Annotated in this window: 20 protein-coding genes; 11 read left to right on the top strand and 9 right to left on the bottom strand. The window is 29.3% G+C overall.

What is annotated here, in order from left to right; translation table 11 throughout:
* Positions 1-4: 4 nt before the first annotated feature.
* The 3 genes from B3603_RS13310 to B3603_RS13320 form a co-directional block, all read right to left on the bottom strand.
* A complete protein-coding gene (locus B3603_RS13310; RefSeq protein ID WP_291565692.1) occupies positions 5-1,366 on the bottom strand; it encodes an MATE family efflux transporter in 1,362 nt (453 codons plus the stop codon).
* Between the two features lie 168 nt (positions 1,367-1,534).
* Positions 1,535-2,452: a pseudouridine-5'-phosphate glycosidase gene (locus B3603_RS13315; protein WP_291565694.1), complete on the bottom strand. Its 918-nt coding sequence runs from the start codon at positions 2,450-2,452 to the stop codon at positions 1,535-1,537.
* Positions 2,446-3,546: a PfkB family carbohydrate kinase gene (locus B3603_RS13320; protein WP_291565784.1), complete on the bottom strand. Its 1,101-nt coding sequence runs from the start codon at positions 3,544-3,546 to the stop codon at positions 2,446-2,448. The genes B3603_RS13315 and B3603_RS13320 overlap by 7 nt, the downstream gene beginning before the upstream one ends.
* A gap of 260 nt (positions 3,547-3,806) precedes the next feature.
* Between B3603_RS13320 and rsxC the strand changes: the two genes are divergently transcribed.
* The 10 genes from rsxC to B3603_RS13370 all read left to right on the top strand — a co-directional run bounded on the left by rsxC (position 3,807) and on the right by B3603_RS13370 (position 13,083).
* Entirely contained in the window at positions 3,807-5,123 is a 1,317-nt protein-coding gene (rsxC, locus tag B3603_RS13325) for an electron transport complex subunit RsxC (protein WP_291565696.1), read from the top strand.
* 87 nt (positions 5,124-5,210) lie between these two features.
* Positions 5,211-6,152, top strand: a complete 942-nt coding sequence (locus tag B3603_RS13330; protein WP_291565786.1) for an RnfABCDGE type electron transport complex subunit D — start codon at positions 5,211-5,213, stop codon at positions 6,150-6,152.
* Complete coding sequence (locus B3603_RS13335; protein WP_291565698.1) at positions 6,153-6,722, top strand: RnfABCDGE type electron transport complex subunit G; 570 nt, start codon at positions 6,153-6,155, stop codon at positions 6,720-6,722.
* A 2-nt stretch (positions 6,723-6,724) separates the two neighbouring features.
* Positions 6,725-7,366, top strand: a complete 642-nt coding sequence (gene rsxE / locus B3603_RS13340) for an electron transport complex subunit RsxE (RefSeq protein ID WP_291565700.1) — start codon at positions 6,725-6,727, stop codon at positions 7,364-7,366.
* A 21-nt stretch (positions 7,367-7,387) separates the two neighbouring features.
* A complete protein-coding gene (rsxA, locus tag B3603_RS13345; protein WP_291565788.1) occupies positions 7,388-7,963 on the top strand; it encodes an electron transport complex subunit RsxA in 576 nt (191 codons plus the stop codon).
* 12 nt (positions 7,964-7,975) lie between these two features.
* On the top strand, positions 7,976-8,803 hold the full coding sequence (locus tag B3603_RS13350; RefSeq protein WP_291565702.1) for an RnfABCDGE type electron transport complex subunit B: 828 nt from the start codon (positions 7,976-7,978) through the stop codon (positions 8,801-8,803).
* 82 nt (positions 8,804-8,885) lie between these two features.
* Complete coding sequence (locus B3603_RS13355) at positions 8,886-9,305, top strand: SoxR reducing system RseC family protein (RefSeq protein WP_291565704.1); 420 nt, start codon at positions 8,886-8,888, stop codon at positions 9,303-9,305.
* 338 nt (positions 9,306-9,643) lie between these two features.
* Positions 9,644-10,426, top strand: a complete 783-nt coding sequence (murI, locus tag B3603_RS13360) for a glutamate racemase (RefSeq protein ID WP_291565706.1) — start codon at positions 9,644-9,646, stop codon at positions 10,424-10,426.
* Between the two features lie 219 nt (positions 10,427-10,645).
* Positions 10,646-11,314: a deoxyribose-phosphate aldolase gene (gene deoC, locus B3603_RS13365; protein WP_291565709.1), complete on the top strand. Its 669-nt coding sequence runs from the start codon at positions 10,646-10,648 to the stop codon at positions 11,312-11,314.
* Positions 11,315-11,601: 287 nt separating this feature from the next.
* A complete protein-coding gene (locus tag B3603_RS13370; protein WP_291565710.1) occupies positions 11,602-13,083 on the top strand; it encodes a Na+/H+ antiporter NhaC family protein in 1,482 nt (493 codons plus the stop codon).
* A gap of 211 nt (positions 13,084-13,294) precedes the next feature.
* On the opposite strand, the gene B3603_RS13375 is transcribed toward B3603_RS13370, so the two are convergent.
* Positions 13,295-14,170, bottom strand: coding sequence for an SDR family oxidoreductase (locus tag B3603_RS13375; protein ID WP_291565712.1), 876 nt, complete (start codon positions 14,168-14,170; stop codon positions 13,295-13,297).
* 206 nt (positions 14,171-14,376) lie between these two features.
* Between B3603_RS13375 and pdaA the strand changes: the two genes are divergently transcribed.
* Positions 14,377-15,375, top strand: a complete 999-nt coding sequence (gene pdaA / locus B3603_RS13380; protein ID WP_291565714.1) for a delta-lactam-biosynthetic de-N-acetylase — start codon at positions 14,377-14,379, stop codon at positions 15,373-15,375.
* A 36-nt stretch (positions 15,376-15,411) separates the two neighbouring features.
* On the opposite strand, the gene B3603_RS13385 is transcribed toward pdaA, so the two are convergent.
* The 5 genes from B3603_RS13385 to B3603_RS13405 all read right to left on the bottom strand — a co-directional run.
* The gene (locus tag B3603_RS13385; protein ID WP_291565716.1) at positions 15,412-15,669 is read right to left on the bottom strand and encodes a DUF1292 domain-containing protein; all 258 of its coding nucleotides are present in this window, start codon (positions 15,667-15,669) and stop codon (positions 15,412-15,414) included.
* A gap of 56 nt (positions 15,670-15,725) precedes the next feature.
* Positions 15,726-17,093 (bottom strand): CCA tRNA nucleotidyltransferase, encoded by a 1,368-nt coding sequence (locus B3603_RS13390; RefSeq protein ID WP_291565718.1) that lies wholly within the window; start codon positions 17,091-17,093, stop codon positions 15,726-15,728.
* 22 nt (positions 17,094-17,115) lie between these two features.
* Positions 17,116-18,042, bottom strand: coding sequence for a DALR domain-containing protein (locus B3603_RS13395; RefSeq protein ID WP_291565720.1), 927 nt, complete (start codon positions 18,040-18,042; stop codon positions 17,116-17,118).
* Between the two features lie 10 nt (positions 18,043-18,052).
* Positions 18,053-18,538, bottom strand: a complete 486-nt coding sequence (locus B3603_RS13400; protein WP_291565722.1) for a class I tRNA ligase family protein — start codon at positions 18,536-18,538, stop codon at positions 18,053-18,055.
* 291 nt (positions 18,539-18,829) lie between these two features.
* Positions 18,830-19,780: polysaccharide deacetylase family protein (locus B3603_RS13405; RefSeq protein ID WP_291565725.1), on the bottom strand; the 951-nt coding region annotated here is incomplete at its 5' end.

A 19,780-nucleotide genomic window follows, 5' to 3' on the forward strand; every position in this document is an offset into this window, starting at 1 on the left:
TTTTTTAAATATCTTTTACTAAATTGCGTATCCATTTTTTAGAAAAAAGCCTTGGAAAGCAAAAAGATATTTTAACTATCTCTTCTAGGTACACTAACGAAACTATAAGTTCTATAGGCAATTTAAATACTAAGGCCCCCAAAAATGCAATAGGAACTCCCACTAGCCAAACCCCGCTCATCTCAAGAATTAATGAGTATTTTGTATCTCCTCCACTTCTCAATATTCCTACAATGAACAGTGAAGTTATCATTCTAAAAGGTATAACAAAGGAGAATACTCTAAGTATTATCTTAGCACTACGAATAACTTCTGGTGATACGTTATACATTGAAACTACTGATGATGAGAAAATAAACAATAATGCACCTATGAGTATTCCCAGTGAAAAGCTTACTTTAATAAACCTTTTAGCAAAAGTCATAGCATTTTCTTCTCTATTAGCACCAATTTCATTTCCTATCATTACAGCACAAGCATTAGCAAGTCCAAAAGCCGCTACAGTAAATATATTTTGAACTGTACCTGCAATTTGAAAAGTGGCTAATGCATTAGTACTAATTTTTGCATAGGCTACAGAATACATAGTTATACCTAAAGACCAAAATATCTCATTTATTACTACAGGATATATAGTCTTAATTATGTTAAATATAAATTCCTTACTTAAATCGCAAAATTCCTTCAGCTTACCAGCTAAAGCAGTTTTTCTTGTATATGTAACAGATAGAATTAGTACCATCTCAATTACTCTTGCTATAACCGTAGCTATAGCTGCACCTTTAACTCCTAAAACGGGAAAGCCTAATTTACCAAATATAAGTACTGCATTAAAAACGGTATTACATATTAGTGCAACTGCACTAGTAACCATAGGTAATTTGGCTCTTCCTATACTTCTTGATGCAAAAGAAAATGCAAAGCTAATGGCAGTTATTATGTAACTCCACCCTACAATTTTCAAATAATCTGCTCCTAATGAAATAACCATACTATCCTTAGTAAAAAAGCTCATAACTTTTTCAGGAAATATCAATGCTACTATTGTAAAGAATACCGCTCCTAAGCTACCTAAGATTATACATAATCCTAATACCTTTCTTATACTTTTAACATCTCTCTTCCCCCAAAATTGAGCTATAAATATAGCACATCCACTATTTAATCCAAAAATAAATAAGGAGAATAAAAAATAAAATTGATTTGCAAGACCTACAGATGCAATTTGTGCTTCTCCTAATTTTCCAATCATCATAGTATCAACCATATTTAATGATGATGATATTAAATTTTGAATCATAATTGGAAGTGCTAAAGATAACATTGTCTTATAAAACCTTCTCTTGTTATCTAAGCTATTCTCCATATGTCACTTCCTCCCCAAATAAAATATATGTAACTTTTCCCAATATTCATAATAGCATAGTTTTATTTCTTTCTCTAGTACAAAATTCTCTACATTAATATAGGCATATAAAAGAAGCAAGTTCACAAATTATTATATTTGTGAACTTGCTTCTTTATAAATTATCTTCTATTTTAAATTGCTAAGCTCAGCAGCTAATTTTGCACCTAATTTTGCATTGTTGTAAACAAGTTGAATGTTTGCTTCTAAGCTTTGTCCTTCAGTAATTTCTTTAACTTTACCTAATAAGAAAGGTGTGCTTTCTTTACCTTTTATACCCTTTTCTTCTGCTTCTTTTACAGCATCATTTATAGCATTATTTATTTTATCAAAATCCATAGCGTATTCACTAGGTATTGGATTAGCTATAACTACTCCTCCTTGTAAATCTAGATCCCATTTAGCTTTTAGAGCTTTAGCTAATTCTAATTCACTATCAATTTTATAATCTACTTTGAATCCAGATTTAGTAGTAAAGAAAGCTGGTAATTCTTCTGTTTTAAATCCAAAAACAGGAACTCCTTTTGTTTCTAAGTATTCTAATGTTAAACCTATGTCTAATATAGATTTTGCTCCAGCACATACTACTGCTACATTAGTTTTTCCTAATTCATCTAAATCTGCAGATATATCAAAAGTTTCTTGTGCTCCTCTATGAACTCCACCTATTCCGCCTGTAGCAAAAACTTTAATTCCTGCTAATTGCGCAATTATCATAGTAGCTGCTACTGTTGTTGCACCGTCTAATTTATTTGCTATTATAAATGGCATATCTCTTCTGCTCATTTTAATAACATTTTTAGCTTTTCCTAAGTATTCTACTTCTTCAGCAGATAGTCCAACTTTTATCTTTCCATTTAATACAGCTGTAGTTGCAGGTACAGCACCGTTTTCTCTTATTATTTTTTCTACATTTAATGCAGTTTCAACATTTCTTGGATAAGGCATACCATGAGATATTATTGTAGACTCTAATGCTACTACTGGTCTTCCCTCACTTAATGCTTTTGATACTTCTTCACTTATTTCTAAATAGTTTTTTAACATAATTCCATCTCCTTTAATTTTTCATTAACACTGTCTAAATTTATATTAGGATTAATTGTATTTTCATGGGATAGTGCTAAATAAGAACATCCCATAGCAAATTTTATTGTATTATCAATATCAAAATTATTTAGATAACTGTAAACTAGCCCAGAAATAAAAGCATCACCTGCTCCGTTTGAGTTCACTACTTTTATCTTAGAATTAGGCACATATTTAGATGTAGACTTATCTTTATAGTAAACTCCTTCTGCTCCTAGAGAAATAACTACTCTTTCTACTCCTTTATTTAAGAAATAATCACATACCTTTGGTAAGTCTTCATTACTAGTAATCTTTATGCCAGACAATATTTCTGCTTCATATTTATTTGGCTTAATAGTATGAAATCTTCCAATAATATCTTTAACTTTTTTACTTTTTTCAGTAGAAACAGTATCTAAGAAAAATTTTGTATCTTTAAAATTATTTACTGTATATTCAATAATTTCTTTAGGAAGATTAGTATCTATAATACATATTTTTGAACTTTCAATTACATTTTTCTTCTGCTTTATAAAATCAATAGACATATTATCTAGAATATCCATTTGCGATATAGCTAAATGCATATCTCCACTTGAGTCTAAAATTGACATGTATACTGATGAATCATATCCTTCTAATTTTAAACTATGTTCTAAATCAATACCTATATCTCTACATTCATTTAATATCTTTGTACCATAGATATCATCACCAATTGCCGTTATCAATCTAGTATTAATTCCAAGTCTAACTAAGTTTTCTGCTATATTTCTTCCCACTCCACCTAATGAGACTTTTATATTTCCAATATTAGAATCTCTGTATCTTAATTCATTAGACGAAAATCCCAAAATATCTACATTAGCGCCACCAATTACAGTGACAAAATTTTCATCATTAATTATATAACCTTTACCCGATATATATCCTTTTTTAATAAGATTTGCAATATGAACTGCGACTGAGGATCTGGTAATCCCTAGAACTTCACTGAGCTCATTTTGAGATATTAAAGGGTTAGATTTTATTAAATTTAANNCTTTGTCATTTAAACCTCCTAATCTTATGCTTATTTCATAAACACTTGTTTATGATTTAATTTTATTTTAGCATACCTTTGTTAAAAAAATCAACAAGATTTTTAAATTATTTTTTTATTTTTTCACATATTTTTAAATTTTATTTAATTATTTTAAAAATATATAAAAAAACCACTTATATATTTTACAATTTTCTCTATATTGCTTATAATTATTGCACCTTACATATTTAAGCGGTATAATAAATTATGAAAATTTGTATTATTTATAACAAAAGGAGGGTCATTATGGGACTTTTAACTTTCAAAGGTGGGATTCATCCCCCACACGGAAAGCACTTAACTGAAAATAGTGCAATTGAAAGATTACTTCCAAAGGGAGATTTAGTCTTTCCTATGTCTCAACATATTGGTGGTGAATGTAAACCAATAGTAAATAAAGGAGATAGAGTTCTTGTTGGTCAAAAAATTGGACAGGCTGCAGGATTTGTTTCTTCTCCAATACATTCAAGCGTTTCCGGAACTGTAAAAAATATTGCTCCAATGCTTCATACAAATGGTAGAAAAATTATGTCTGTTATTATTGAAAATGATGGATTGTATGAGGAAATTGAAGCGTCAGCTCATGATTACACAAAGCTAAATAATGAAGAAATAATCTCTATAATCAATGAAGCTGGTGTAGTTGGATTAGGTGGAGCATGCTTCCCTACTCATGTAAAATTATCTCCAGGTAGCGACAAAAAAATTGATAGCATTATAATTAATGCGGCAGAATGTGAGCCTTACTTAACTTGTGACTACAGATTAATGGTAGAAAACTATAAGGAAATTATTGAAGGGGTTAAGATACTATCTCACATGTTTCCAAATGCAAAATGCTACATAGGTATAGAAGATAATAAAAAAGATGCTATCTCAATTATGTCATCTGCCGTTGCAGAACTAAAAAATATAGAGGTTAAACCTTTAAAAACTAAATATCCTCAAGGAGCTGAAAAACAATTAATTTATGCCATCACTAAACGTGAAGTGCCTACAGGAAAGCTACCTGCTGATGTAGGATGTATAGTTCAAAACGTTGCAACTGCATATGAAATTAGAAATGTGTTATTTACAGGTAAACCTTTAACTGAAAGAGTAGTTACAGTTACTGGTGAAGCAGTAAAAAATCCTAAGAACCTAAGAGTTAAATTAGGAACTGGAATAAGCGAATTAGTTGAAGCTTGTAATGGTTTTAATGAAGAGCCAATTAAGATAATTTCTGGTGGTCCAATGATGGGTACAACCCTTATTACATTAGATACACCTGTTATAAAAGGAACTTCTGGGGTATTATCTCTAACTTCAAAACAAGCAGAACTTACAGAAGAGTCTAACTGTATTAGATGTGGAAAATGTGTAGAAGCGTGTCCAATGTTCTTAATACCATCTAAACTTAATAGTTATGTAACTAGAGGAGATTTCGAAAGTTTTGAGAATAGCAACGGACTATCCTGTATTGAGTGTGGCGCTTGTACTTATGTTTGTCCTGCTAAACGTCATTTAACTCAAACTTGTCGTGAAGGAAAAAGAGTAATACTAAATAATAGAAAGAAAAAATAAACAATTGAGGTGAATAATATGTCAGATAAATTAAACACGGTATCATCATCTCCTCATATAAAGTCAAAAGAAATTGAGGTAGGTAGTATGTCAGATAAATTATATACGGTATCATCATCTCCTCATATAAAATCAAAAGAAACTGTTAGTACTATAATGAGAGATGTTATTATTGCACTATTACCTGCTTTAGCTGCTGGAATATATTTCTTTGGAGCTAATGCTTTAATAGTCACTGCTACTTGTGTTGTTTCATGTGTAGCATTTGAATATTTATTTCAAAAGATTACTAAAAGACCAATTAAAATATATGACTTGAGTGCAGCGGTTACTGGAATATTATTAGCATTCAATATGCCACCAACAACCCCTATATGGGTAGCTATTGTTGGAAGTGCATTCGCAATCATAGTGGTTAAATGCTTCTTTGGGGGTATTGGACAAAATATAGTTAACCCTGCTTTAGCTGCAAGAGCATTTTTATTATCTGCATATCCAGTTCATATGACAACATGGACTTTAGATGGCATAGCTACAGTTACTCCACTAGCAATATTCAAAAATGGTGGCGGTGCAATGCCTGAAATTTGGGATGTGTTTATAGGTAATGTTGGTGGATGTATAGGTGAAACTTCAGCACTAGCATTATTAATAGGATTTGCTTATTTACTATATAGAAGAGTTATTAAGCTTCACATACCTGTAAGTTATATAGCAACTACTTTTATACTAACACTAATACTCGGAAAATTTGGAAGAGACGGATTTGTCGTACAACAAGCTTTAGTAGAAATGTTCTCAGGCGGATTAATTTTAGGTGCTTGTTTCATGGCTACCGACTATACCACTTCTCCAATGACTAAAAAAGGTCATATAGTTTTTGGTATTGGTTGTGGTATTTTAACTGCAGTAATACGTATATTTGGAGGATATACAGAAGGTGTATCTTATTCAATATTAATCATGAACTTGTTTGTACCTATGATTGATAAATTTTTAAAGCCACGTGCGTTCGGGGAGGTAAAATAAGTGAAAGAGAATTTAAAACTAGGTGGAATACTTCTTGTAATCACAGCTATTGCTGGGATAATTTTAGGAATTGCCTATTCCGTAACAATGGGGCCGATTATGGCTAAAGAAAAAGAAGCAAAAAATGCTGCAATGAGAGAAATACTTCCAGATGCAGAAGATTTTCAAGAATTTAAATTTGATAATGCTTCAACACCTGAAATTATAGCTGTACAAAGCGGTGTTAAAGGTGGAGCAAATGCAGGATATTGTATAAATGTTTCTACTAGCGGATATGGTGGTCCTATTAATATGATGATAGGAATATCATCTGATGGTACAGTAAAAGGAATAAAAATATTATCACATACTGAAACTCCAGGACTTGGAGCAAAGGCAGAAGAACCTGAATTTACTGATAAATTTAAGGAAAAGAAAGCAGATAGTGAATTAACTGTTGTTAAAGGCGATGCTTCAGGAGATGATCAAATTGCTGCTATCTCTGGTGCCACAATTACCTCAAAGGCAGTTGCTGATGGCGTAAACATTGCAACAAAAGCATTTAACGAACAATTGAAAGGAGCACAGTAATCATGAAGAAACTTATAGAAAGATTGAAAACTGGATTATTTACAGAAAACCCTGTTTTTGTACAAGTTCTAGCTATGTGCCCTACTTTAGCTGTTACAAGTAGCGTTAAAAATGCTATAGGTATGGGGCTTGCAGCTACTGCTGTTCTAATTGGTTCAAATGCAGTTATTTCTTTACTTAGAAAACTTATTCCTGATAAGATAAGAATCCCAGCTTTTATAGTTATAATAGCTAGTTTCGTTACTTTGATACAATTTTTAGTTCAAGCTTATTTACCAGATCTTTACAAGTCTTTAGGTATATTTATACCTCTTATAGTTGTTAACTGTATAATCTTAGGTAGAGCTGAAGCTTATGCATCTAAATACTCTGTAGTGAGTTCTATATTTGACGCTATAGGTATGGGACTAGGTTTTACATTAGCTCTAACAGTATTATCATGTATAAGAGAATTATTAGGTGCTGGAACAATATATGGAATTCAAATACTTCCAAGTTCTTATGAACCAATGGGAATTATGCAATTAGCACCTGGTGCTTTCATAACTCTAGGAATTTTACTTTCAATAATGAATCAAGTTAAAATATCTAAAATGAATAAAGTTAAAATATCTAAAGAAAAAAGCGCTGAAGCTATAAAATAAGCAATAGAGAGGTGAATGAATTTGGAACTTTTAGGTATATTTATAAGTGCGTTACTTGTTAATAACGTATTATTAGCTAAATTCCTAGGAATATGTTCATTCTTAGGAGTATCAAAAAAGACAGAAACTGCTAAAGGTATGGGTTTTGCCGTTGTCTTTGTAATTGTTTTATCTTCAATTATTACTTACATTGTAAATGTATTTATATTACAAAAATTACACATAGAATATTTATCAACTTTAGCATTTGTGCTTGTTATCGCATCATTAGTACAATTTGTTGAAATAGTTGTAAAGAAGACTAACCCTGGATTATATAGAGCTCTTGGTATATTCTTACCACTTATAACAACAAACTGTGCTGTACTTGGTATCGCAGTTTTAAACATGGAAAAGGGATATAACTTACTTGAAGCTATAGTTAATGGGTTAGGAGCTTCTTTAGGATATATGCTTGCTATAGTTCTTTTAGCTGGTCTTAGAGAGCGTATGGAAGAAAATACTGACATGCCTGAAGCATTCAAAGGATTACCGATTGCACTAGTAACTGCTGGTCTTATGGCAATTGCTTTCTTTGGATTCAATGGTCTTATATAAGGAGGTCTTTTAATGGAATTAAAAGCAATTTTATATCCTGTATTAAGCCTTGGTGGTCTTGGACTTCTATTTGGTTTACTACTTGGATATGCTAACGATAAATTTAAAGTTGAAGTTGATGAAAGAATCCCTTTAGTAAGAGATTGCTTACCTGGAGCAAACTGTGGTGGATGTGGTTTCGCTGGTTGCGATGCATATGCAGAAGCTGTAGTATCTGAAGGAGCAGCTCCTAATTTATGTTCACCTGGTGGTTCAGCTTGTGCTGAAAAAATATCTAATATTTTAGGTGTATCTCTTGAAGAAAGTGAGCCTAAAGTGGCTTATGTAAGATGTAAAGGTACTTGCGATGTTGCCAAAGAAAAAAGCTTATACTTTGGAATAAAGGATTGTAATGAAGCTATGAATGTACCTGGTAATGGTTCAAAAGCTTGTATAGATGGTTGTTTAGGCCTAGGAAGCTGTGTTAAAGTATGTCAATTTGATGCCTTAGAAATTATTGATGGTGTTGCTAGAATTATAGAAGATAAATGTGTTGCCTGTGGTGCTTGTGTAAACGCTTGCCCTAAAGGCATTATCGGAATTCTTCCAAAGAATTCTAAAGTTCGTGTACAATGTAATTCAAAAGCTAAAGGCAAAGAAGTTATAGACGTATGTTCTGTAGGTTGTATAACTTGCTCATTATGTGCAAAAAACTGTCCAAAAGAAGCAATTGTTATGGAAAACAACTTACCAGTAATTGATTACAGTAAATGCGTAAATTGTGGTATTTGTTCAAACAAATGTCCTAAAAATTCAATTGAGAATTTACGTAAACCTAAAGTTGCTGAAGTGGCAAATTAGTTATATAATATAAATAATAAAAGACTTACAATTGTAAGTCTTTTATTATTAAAATTAGAATGAATTCTTTTGAGGTGATAGCATGGAACAAAAAGGACGTATAAAAAAAGTAAACGGTGACATTGCTGAAGTTGCTTTTGTTAAAAAGTCAGGTTGCGGCGGTAATTGTTCTGGATGTAAATCTGGCTGCCCTTCTGATATGGTACTTATAAGCATAGAAAATAGTTTAAATGCTTCTGTTGGTGATGAAGTGTTAGTTTCTATACAAGATAAAACATTTTCTAAAATGACATTTTGGGCATATTTCTTTCCAACTGTAATGACCCTATTAGGTCTTATAGGTGGAATAGTATTATTTAAATCCTTTGGAATAAAAAACTATGAATTATATGGTAGTGCTATAGGATTTATTTTCTTGTTATTATCCTACAGCTTATCAGGCAGATTAAATAAAAAATCTAATAAGGACCCTTTTACCTTTGAAATGATAAAGAAAATTTAATATAATAAAAAATAGAAGTCATATATGTGGCTTCTATTTTTTATTATATTAAAATTCTATAGACTAGAATCTTAGTTTCTCCCCTATCCCCTATAAAGATATTATATTATTCTTTTACTTGGATAAAACGCATATAAACTTTACCTTTTGTACTATTACAATCTATTAAAATAATTTTATAGATAACTAAATTAATTCTTAGTTGATTGCTGCTAAATTAATTTATATTTGCTGAAAAATAGTTAAATTATATGAAGCAATAAAATCTATTTTGTATTATAATAAAATTGCATATATATTAAATTTATATATAAACTTTACTTATTGGAGGAATAAGAATGAAGATAGGATTTTTTGATTCTGGTATTGGGGGTATTACTGTATTACATGAAGCATTAAAAATGTTACCTCATGAAGATTATATATATTACGCTGACACATTAAATGTCCCATATGGTCCAAAGCCTAAGGATGAAGTAAAAAAACATATTTTTAATGCTATAGAATTTATTATGAATCAAAATGTTAAAGCAATAGTTGTTGCCTGTAATACCGGTACAAGCGTAGCAATAGAAGATTTAAGAGCTAAATATAATGTTCCAATCATAGGCATGGAACCTGCCATAAAACCTGCTGTTGAAAGAAATAACGATTCAGGTAAACGAATTCTAGTAACTGCTACTGCTTTAACTCTAAAGGAAGAAAAATTACAGCACCTTATTACTAAATTAGATAATGAACATATTGTTGATTTACTACCTCTCCCAGGATTAGTTCAATTTTCGGAAAGATTTGAGTTTAATGAACAAATAGTATTACCTTATCTTCAAGACCAATTAACTAAATATGATTTAAATAATTACGAGACTATTGTATTAGGATGTACTCATTTTTCTTTCTATAAAAATGTGTTTAAAAAATTATTTCCATCAAACACTAACATAATTGATGGAAACATTGGTACTGTAAAAAATCTTAAAAGAACACTGAAAGAAATGAACTCTTTAAATGAAGGTAATGGTAATGTCACTTTCTTTAATTCAGGATTTAAAATTGAAGATAAGACAAAATTAGATAAGTACAGTGAATTATTTAAAATATTAGATGATATTAATTTTTAAGCTCTAATATAGATAGTTAATATTATTTTCATCATATGGATAAACTATTATAAATTTATATAATTTAACCTATGGAAACTTATGCTTTTATGGATGAGCAAGCTAACTATTGACTATTGCTATAATTTAACTTATTATATTAATATACCCCTATGGGGTATATTAAATTTTTCAAAAGCACTAAAATTAGTGTTTTATTAGATAATGGAGGTTTTATAAATGAATATTGCTTCAATGATTGATCACACAATATTAAAAGCAGATACCACTATAGAACAAGTTAAAAAAATATGTGATGAAGCTAAAGAATATAAATTTAAATCTGTTTGTGTTAATTCTTGTTATACAAAATTTGCATCAGATGAATTAAAAGATTCAGGTGTTTTAGTTTGTACAGTGGTAGGTTTTCCACTAGGAACTATGGATTCAAAAGCAAAAGCTTTTGAAACAGCTAGAGCTATTGAATTAGGTGCAAATGAAATTGATATGGTTATAAATATAGGTGCATTAAAAGATAGAAATTATGATCTAGTATTAAAAGATATAAAAGAAGTTGTAGAAACTGCTAAAGATAAAGCTATAGTTAAAGTTATAATAGAAGCATGCTTATTAACAGAAGAAGAAAAAATTAAAGCTTGTGAACTTTCTGTAGAAGCAGGTGCAGATTTTGTCAAAACTTCAACTGGCTTTAGTACTGATGGTGCAACTGTAGAAGATATTAAGTTAATGAGAAAAGTAGTTGGTCCGCAAATAGGTGTTAAAGCTTCTGGTGGAGTTAGAACAACAGAAGATGCACTGAAGTTTATAGAAGCTGGTGCAAATAGAATAGGTGCTAGTGCATCTATAGCTATAGTAAATAAAGATAGTAAAATTACATCTGATTATTAGTAATTTTGTAAAAGTATTAAGACTAAAAATTAGTTTTAATGCTTTTTTTTACTATTTTTTTATTAATTGTAGAAAAAATAACAATTATTAGTCTACTATTTTGCATTTTTTAACAACAAAATTAATATTCTAAAAACTCTTTGTCTTAATTTTCAAAAAATGTTGAATTTTCAACAAAAAGGTTTTATAATTTACCTATAGCTTAAAGAGGGAAATTTATCATTCAATAAATCAATTACTTTTTTAAGTTAGTATTTTAACAAAAGTTTATCAGGGGGGATTTTTTTATGTTAGCATTATTAAAACTTTCACCTGTCATAGTAATGGCAGGACTCATGATGTTAAAGGTGGATGCGTTACTTGCAGCACCAATAGCAACGATTTACGCAGCACTTATTGCAAGGTTAACTGAAAAACTAAAATTCGACGAAATAGTTGATTGCGCTGTTGATAACGTTAAAAGTATGCAGTTAGTATTCTTTATATTAATGCTTGCTTACGCAATGGCATCAGCATTTATGTCTACTGGAGTTGGTGCTTCAATCGTTAATTTAGCTCTAAATCTAGGATTAAACGGACGTACAGTTGCTGTAACCGGTTTCTTAGTTACATCTGTATTATCCGTTGCTACTGGTACTTCTTGGGGGACCTTTGCAGCTTGTGCTCCGATATTTTTATGGCTATGTCATATAGTTGATGGAAGCATAGTATTAACTACAGCTGCAATTGCTGGTGGTGCATGTTTTGGAGATAATATCGGCCTTATATCCGATACTACGGTAGTTAGTTCTGGGATTCAAAAGGTTGAAGTTATCGATAGAATACGACATCAAGGAGCTTGGTCAGTAATTTGTTTAATCATTACAGCTATATTGTTCTATGTTACAAGTTTAATTATGGACTTACCTACAACTGTTACAAATGCCTCTGATGCAATTAATGCAATACCTAGTGAGGTTTGGACTGTTCTAGAAAAAGAAAAACCAGTAGCTATTGATTTATTAAATCAAGTTAAAACTGGAGTTCCATATTATATGATTATTCCACTAATTTTAGTTATTGTAGCTGCTGTTAAAGGTATACAAACTCTTGCTTGCTTAGCAATAGGAATAATTTCTTCATTATTGCTTGGTTTATTAGCTGGAACTGTAGAATCAGTACCTGCATTTTTGGAATTAGTTAAAGGTGGATTTGCTGAAGCTGGTGGATGGGTTATAGTTATGATGATGTGGGTTGGCGCCTTTGGAGGGCTGATGTCAAAAATGAACGCTTTCCAACCTATATCAAAGTTAGTTGTTAAATTATCTAGAAATGTAAGACAACTTATGTTCTGGAACGGATGTCTTTCTATTTTAGGAAATGCTGCTCTTGCAGATGAGATGGCTCAAATAGTTACAATTGGACCAATCATCAAGGAAATAGTTGATGAAAATGTTGAAGGTGATGAAGAGTCAATGTATAAACTTCGTTTAAGAAATGCTACCTTCTCTGATGCACTTGGAGTTTTTGGTTCCCAATTATTTCCATGGCATGTATATATGACCTTTTATGTAGGTATAGCTTCTGCTATATATCCGTTACACGAATTTAAAGCTATGGAAATAATTAAATACAACTATATGGCATTTATAGCTGTATTTTCTATATTAATACTTACTCTTACTGGTCTAGATAGATTTATTCCAAGATTTGCTCTTCCAAAAGAGCCAGAGGTTAAACTTAAAGCAAGAAAATTAAGATTAGTAGAAAAACGATCTAATCATGCTTAATTTATTGAAAATTCAAAGCCTTCATAAAAATGAAGGCTTTTTTAAATTAACTTTTTTTGAAGAATTATTATTTAAATATTCAAATAACAATTAGGCTAATTTTATTATTTACGAATATGTATTATATTGTATATTGTAAAATTAAATTTAATTTAATTTATTTTTTTAAAAAATTCTTTTTTTAGAATTGTTAATTAAATAATTATTGATTTTATCCATTTATTATTGTCCCACCGTTAACATGGATTATCTCTCCAGATACATAAGATGATAAATCACTAGCTAAATATAAATAAGCCCCTGCTAACTCTACTGGTTGACCTGGTCTTTTACTTGGAGAATTGCTTCCAAATTGTCCTACTTCACTTTCATTAAAACTAGCCGGAATTAATGGAGTCCAAATTGGCCCTGGAGCTACCGCATTTACTCTAATTTGTTTATCTTGAAGAGATAATGCCATAGAACGAGTAAAAGTTACAATTGCTCCTTTTGTACAAGAATAATCAATTAAGGTCTTATGCCCTTCATAAGCAGTTATAGATGTGGTATTAATTATATTTCCTCCAGGTTGTATATATTTTAATGCGGCTTTAGTCATATAAAACATACTAAATAAATTAGTTTTAAATGTTCTTTCTAATTGTTCCTTAGTTATATCTTCAATTTTTTGTTGTATATGTTGCTCTGCTGCATTATTTATGAGTATATCTATCTTACCTAGAGATTTTATAGTTTCTTCCACTACATTATTGCAAGTATTTTCCTCCCCTATATCTCCTGGGAGCAAAACACATTGACCGTTATATTTTTCTATTATGTTTTTTGTTTCCACAGCATCTTCTTCTTCATCTAAATAAGAAATTGCTATTTTAGCTCCTTCTTTAGCAAATAATACAGAAATTGCTCTCCCTATTCCACTATCTCCTCCTGTAATTAATACCACTTTATCTTTTAGTTTATTTGATGGTATGTAGCTTTCATCATCATATATAGGTAGTGGATTCATCAATGATTCGATACCAGGCTGTTTATTTTGATGTTGAGGCTGAAGCTTTTTAGGAAAATTATTAATAAAATTTATATCCATACTCTCTCTCCTTTCTATCAATTTTATTATGTTTATTTTTCTATAATAATATTTAACCAAAAGTTGCCTTAATATTATTTGCATATATTATTACCTATTGCTAAAACTATAATAGGTATTTTATTTAAATAGAATACTATACTTTTTAAATAAATATTCGTACTAAATAGTAAGGTTAATTTTATTTAGGGAAAGGAGATCATTATATGAACAAAGTAAAAATTTTAACTTTATGTTTAGCTCTTGCAGTAACAGCATTTGGTTGTTTAAGTAATGAAAATATACAAGATAAGACCTCTAAAATTAATGAAGAATCAGTAGTAACATCAACAAAACCTATAGAGAAAAAAGATAATAAAGACGACTTTAAAAAAGAAAATAAAAATTTATCAGAAAAGGACAATGGCAAGCCTGGTTCGGAAGTTGAAAAAAAAGAGGTGAATAATCCTACTGAAAATAATTCATCTTCTCCTGAGAGAAAAAACGAAACTAGCATAAATAAAATTGATACAAATTTAGATAATACCAAAATCAGTTGGTGGTATAAGCCCAACAAAACCCATACAACTCCAGAAGTAAATAAGGATATAAAATTTGACTTAAGCAAGTATGATGCACTATATGTAGGGAATACCGATGAAAAAGTTATATATTTAACTTTTGATGAAGGATATGAAAATGGTTATACATCAAAAATATTAGATACATTAAAAGCTAATGATGTTAAAGCAATTTTCTTTGTTACTTCTCCATATGTTAAAGGTAATCCTGAACTAATAAAAAGAATGGTAGATGAAGGTCATATTGTAGGTAATCATTCTAACACCCATCCATCTATGCCTACAGTGACTGGAAATGAAACTAAATTTAATAACGAATTTAAGGATGTTGAAGATAAGTTTAAAGATATTACTGACCAAGATATGCCTAAATTTTTTAGACCACCTATGGGCGAATATTCAGAAAAAAGCTTAGCTATGACTAAAAATTTAGGATATAAGACTATATTTTGGAGTTTTGCTTATCATGATTGGGACATAAATAAACAACCTGATCCTAGTACCGCAAAACAAACTATGTTAAATAGTGTTCATAATGGTTGTGTTATGTTAGTGCATGCTGTATCAAAGACTAACACTGAAATATTAGATGAAGTTATAAAAGAAATAAAAGCACAAGGATATGAATTTAAATTATTGCCATAAAGCAAAAAACATCTAGGATTACTAGATGTTTTTCTTTTATTCATTCATTGTTTCATCAAATAGTTTATCATATTCTTCTACTACAGCATTAAATTCTTCTTCATTTTCAACCATTTCATAAGTATCTTTACCATCAACATTAACTATTTTATATATATAGGCATCTTCATCATTATCTGTTGGTGCTAATAATACATATTTCACATCATTTAAAACAATTTCTTCAACCAATTCTAATTCTATTTTTTCATTAGTTTCAGCGTCTAATACTGTTATTATTTTTTTATCTTCCATAATTATCTCCTTTCAAAGTAAAAATACATTCCTATTATATACTATAATAGTATTATTTACAAATGGGTCTTTACGTATATTCTAGCTTCCTGTATCAGTATTTCTTTAGTATTTAAATTAGGCTTCTCAAGAACTAATTCTAATAAATATTTAAGTAATATACCTATATTCTCTCCTTCAGCTATTCCTAGAGAAATCAAATCCTTTCCATTTATATTTATATCCTTAAGAGTTAAAGGTTCTTTACTATTAATTATTTCATCACAAGTTCTTTTAAGTTTTAATATATCATCATATTTTCTATATTCAGGTGAAGAAGCTTTTCTATCAGCAATCATCAATTGAAATAAAACATCTAAATTTTCTTCACCTATTTCATTTATATATTTTTTAATTTTTATTGGCTTCTCAATTTGAGGAACTTTCATATGATTTTTTACTAGTTTTGAAACTCTATTAATTGTATTACTATCAAATTTTAATTTTTTAAGTATTTCTATTGTAAGTTTCTCCCCTGCCAATTCATGACCATAAAAATGTCCTCTACCACTATTGTCAATAGTAAATGTACTAGGTTTACCTATATCATGTAATAATGTAGCTAATCTTAAATTCAAGTCATTATTAGTATTATCTAGAGCTACCATTACATGATTAAAAATATCCTTATCATGATACTTACTTCTTTGATTAAAATCTACTAACTCTATTAATTCAGGTATTATATACTCCATAAGATTTAATTCTATTAGTTTTCTTATTCCTTTTGACGGAATATCAGAAATCAGTATTTTCTTAAATTCTTCTCTAACTCTTTCTATACTAATATTTTTAAGTAATCTACTATTATTTACTATAGCTTCTTCTGTATGATCATCTATAGAAAAATCTAACTGACTACTAAATCTTATAGCTCTTAACATCCTCAATGCATCTTCTTGAAATCTTGCATTTCCATCCCCTACTGCTTTAATCTTTTTACATTTTAAATCTTTTATACCATTAAAACAGTCCACTAAGCCTACTTTATAATTATAAGCAAATGTATTAATAGTAAAATCTCTTCTCTTTAAGTCTTCTTCTAATTTACTAGTGTAATAAACTTTAGAAGGCCTTCTATTGTCTATATAATCCCCTTCTACTCTATAAGTAGTAATTTCATAAGGCATTTTATTTATAATTACTGTTACAGTACCATGCTGTATTCCTGTTTCTATTACCTTATATCCTAAGGAATTAAATAGCTCTTTAGTTTGATGTGGAGTAGAATTAGTGGTAATATCCCAATCTTTAGGTTCTAACCCTAATAAACTATCTCGTATACATCCACCTACTGCAAATCCTTCACATCCGTTTTTATATAACTTATCAAATATTAGTTCTACCTCTAAAGGTAATTTTATATTCATTTCCACCCATATCATCCCTTTATTTAAACTTTTGTAATTATAAAGAAACATCCCATTCAGTAGTATTTTTTCTATCTAAAATAATTATTCCCCTACCTAACAATTGTTTTTTTATTAAATCTGCATTTTCATAATCCTTACTTCTTTTATATTTACTTCTCTTTTCAATGAGTAAGTTAATTTCATCTTCTGTTACTTTATGCTTTTCTAAATACTTGTTTCGTATTTTATCAACTACTTCTTTAGGACTTTTCTGTAGTAATCCTAAAACTGCATATGTCTTAACTATCGTCTCTTTCATTAGCTTTAACGTAGAAATATCTTGCTTTTTATTAAGCATTCCATTCATACTATGGAAATATTTAAATAAGTTTGAAATAGCAACTGCTGTGTTAAAATCATTTCTCATCGATTCCTTAAATTCATCTTCTATATTATAGAGAAGTTTAATTTCCTTTATAGTCTTCTCATATTTTAAATTATCAATTTCATTAAATACTTTATAGAAATTATATATATGTTTCTCTACTTCTTCAAATATACCGTCAACTATATTTAAATCTGATTTGTAATTATTTTGTAGTAAAACAAATCTTATTACATCTGAATTATAATTATCTAATAATTCTTTTATTGAGATTACATTTCCTAATGACTTGCTCATCTTTTGACCATTAAGCTTAACAAGTCCATTATGTATCCAATAGTTAGAAAACTGCTTTCCTGTTAATGACTCTGACTGTGCAATTTCATTCTCATGATGCGGAAATATAAGATCTTTTCCTCCACCATGAATATCAATTGTCTCTCCTAGATATTTCATGCTCATAGCTGAACATTCAATGTGCCATCCTGGACGTCCCTTTCCCCATGGAGCTTCCCAGTAAATTTCGCCAACTTTTGCACTTTTCCATAAAGCGAAGTCTTCCTCATATCTCTTTCCTGGCTCAATTTCTTTTCTCACTCCGCTAATATTATCCTNNTCTATTTGATAACTTTCCATATTGTGAATACTTCTTTACAGTGAAAAACACATCTCCAAATTTTGTTGTATACGCATAACCTTTCTCAATTAATTTCTCAATAAATTCTATCATTTCATTAATGTTTTCAGTTGCTCTTGCCTGAATTGTTGCTTTATCATTTCCAAGTTTATTTAATTCAAAATCTATTTTCAATATTTGATTGTTAGCATATTCTTGTGGATCAACCCCTAGCTTTTTACCTTTAGCTATAATCTTATCATCAACATCTGTGTAGTTTCTTACATAAGTAACCACATATCCTTCATATTCAAAATACTTTTTTATAACATCAAATATAACTGATTGATATGCGTGGCCAATATGAGCCTCTCCAGATACAGTTATCCCACAAGCATACATCTTTACCTTACCTTCTTCTATTGGAATAAACAACTCTTTTTTTCTACTTAAAACATTATAAATATAGATTGACATGTATTATCCCCCTTTTTTACCATTTAATTATTTGTAGTATACTCCAATGAAGATTAATGAACAACCTTATTTGAGTATATTATCATCTCTAATCTTACAAATTTATTATACAGTAACAACTGGATATCACTCGTCAACATTTATTAATGAAGTACAAGATTTAATGTTAAATTATAATCAATTACTAAAACTAGGTTAGTATTTAAATATAAAAGATATTGAATTAGGTTTTTACTTAGAATAGATCCTATCTAATGCTTCTATTTTATATTATAAAATAGCATGCAATTGTTAATAAACAGCTCTTAAGAATTGAATTGTGTACTGTGCTGGATCTAAGGAGCTAAATTCATATCCTTGATTAACTAATCCATCAATTATATATGGTAGTGCTTCTACCGTAGTAGTTTTCATTATGTTATCATGCATTAATATTATTACAGAATTTATGTCCTTAGAATTTTCTAATACAGAGTTTATTATGTAATCTCTACTTGGGGCTATAGATGTAGCATCATTAGAATCAATATTCCAATCAAAATATGTATAATCACTAGTAATTAAAAGCTTACTTAAATCTGGCATAATATTATAGTGATAATTTTCACTTATGGTATTATTGCTTCCACCAGGAAATCGTGCAATTTTCATTTCATAATTATAATTGGATTTTATTAATTTTTGAAGCTTATTAAAATCTTTAATAAAATTATTCATATCACTATAAACATAACTATAATCATGACTATAAGTATGATTGCCTAATGTATGTCCTTCTTTTATAATTCTTTCATAAACTTTAAGAGAAAATTCATCTTCTCTTCCATTTACAAAAAATGTAGCTTTAATATTATATTTTTTTAATGTATCTAATATCTTTATAGTGTTTTTACTTGGACCATCATCAAAAGTTAAATATGCTAATTTTTTATCTGGAATATTCGCTACATAATACTCAGTAGTTTTATTGCCACTATAATTTTCTATACTGCTTATCAACTGTTTTCTCTTTTCTTCTTTTTCGATTTGTTTCTTTTTTTCTATTTTTATCATTTCATCTAAAGAATTGATTTGCTCTTCTATTTTTTTAATTTCATTATCAATATTATTTTCTACTCCTCTATACTGTTCAATTTTTATATTAGCTGAGTATATCTTAGCTTCTAATGCATTTATATTGTTACTATTTTGAGAAATAATTTGATTTAATATATTTATTTTTTTATTATTTTTAATACTATA

The sequence above is a fragment of the Clostridium sp. UBA2485 genome, assembly GCF_002341865.1.
In the GTDB taxonomy this organism is placed as follows: domain Bacteria; phylum Bacillota; class Clostridia; order Clostridiales; family Clostridiaceae; genus Clostridium_J.

What these genes read in the sequence shown, in the direction of transcription:
- B3603_RS13385 (WP_291565716.1), bottom strand. Translation starts at nt 15,669, where the DNA reads ATGGAAGATAAAAAAATAATAACAGTATTAGACGCTGAAACTAATGAA.
- rsxC (WP_291565696.1), top strand. Translation starts at nt 3,807, where the DNA reads ATGGGACTTTTAACTTTCAAAGGTGGGATTCATCCCCCACACGGAAAG.
- rsxE (WP_291565700.1), top strand. Translation starts at nt 6,725, where the DNA reads ATGAAGAAACTTATAGAAAGATTGAAAACTGGATTATTTACAGAAAAC.
- B3603_RS13350 (WP_291565702.1), top strand. Translation starts at nt 7,976, where the DNA reads ATGGAATTAAAAGCAATTTTATATCCTGTATTAAGCCTTGGTGGTCTT.
- B3603_RS13315 (WP_291565694.1), bottom strand. Translation starts at nt 2,452, where the DNA reads ATGTTAAAAAACTATTTAGAAATAAGTGAAGAAGTATCAAAAGCATTA.
- pdaA (WP_291565714.1), top strand. Translation starts at nt 14,377, where the DNA reads ATGAACAAAGTAAAAATTTTAACTTTATGTTTAGCTCTTGCAGTAACA.
- B3603_RS13370 (WP_291565710.1), top strand. Translation starts at nt 11,602, where the DNA reads ATGTTAGCATTATTAAAACTTTCACCTGTCATAGTAATGGCAGGACTC.
- B3603_RS13390 (WP_291565718.1), bottom strand. Translation starts at nt 17,093, where the DNA reads ATGATATGGGTGGAAATGAATATAAAATTACCTTTAGAGGTAGAACTA.
- B3603_RS13375 (WP_291565712.1), bottom strand. Translation starts at nt 14,170, where the DNA reads ATGGATATAAATTTTATTAATAATTTTCCTAAAAAGCTTCAGCCTCAA.
- B3603_RS13310 (WP_291565692.1), bottom strand. Translation starts at nt 1,366, where the DNA reads ATGGAGAATAGCTTAGATAACAAGAGAAGGTTTTATAAGACAATGTTA.
- deoC (WP_291565709.1), top strand. Translation starts at nt 10,646, where the DNA reads ATGAATATTGCTTCAATGATTGATCACACAATATTAAAAGCAGATACC.
- B3603_RS13330 (WP_291565786.1), top strand. Translation starts at nt 5,211, where the DNA reads ATGTCAGATAAATTATATACGGTATCATCATCTCCTCATATAAAATCA.
- murI (WP_291565706.1), top strand. Translation starts at nt 9,644, where the DNA reads ATGAAGATAGGATTTTTTGATTCTGGTATTGGGGGTATTACTGTATTA.
- B3603_RS13355 (WP_291565704.1), top strand. Translation starts at nt 8,886, where the DNA reads ATGGAACAAAAAGGACGTATAAAAAAAGTAAACGGTGACATTGCTGAA.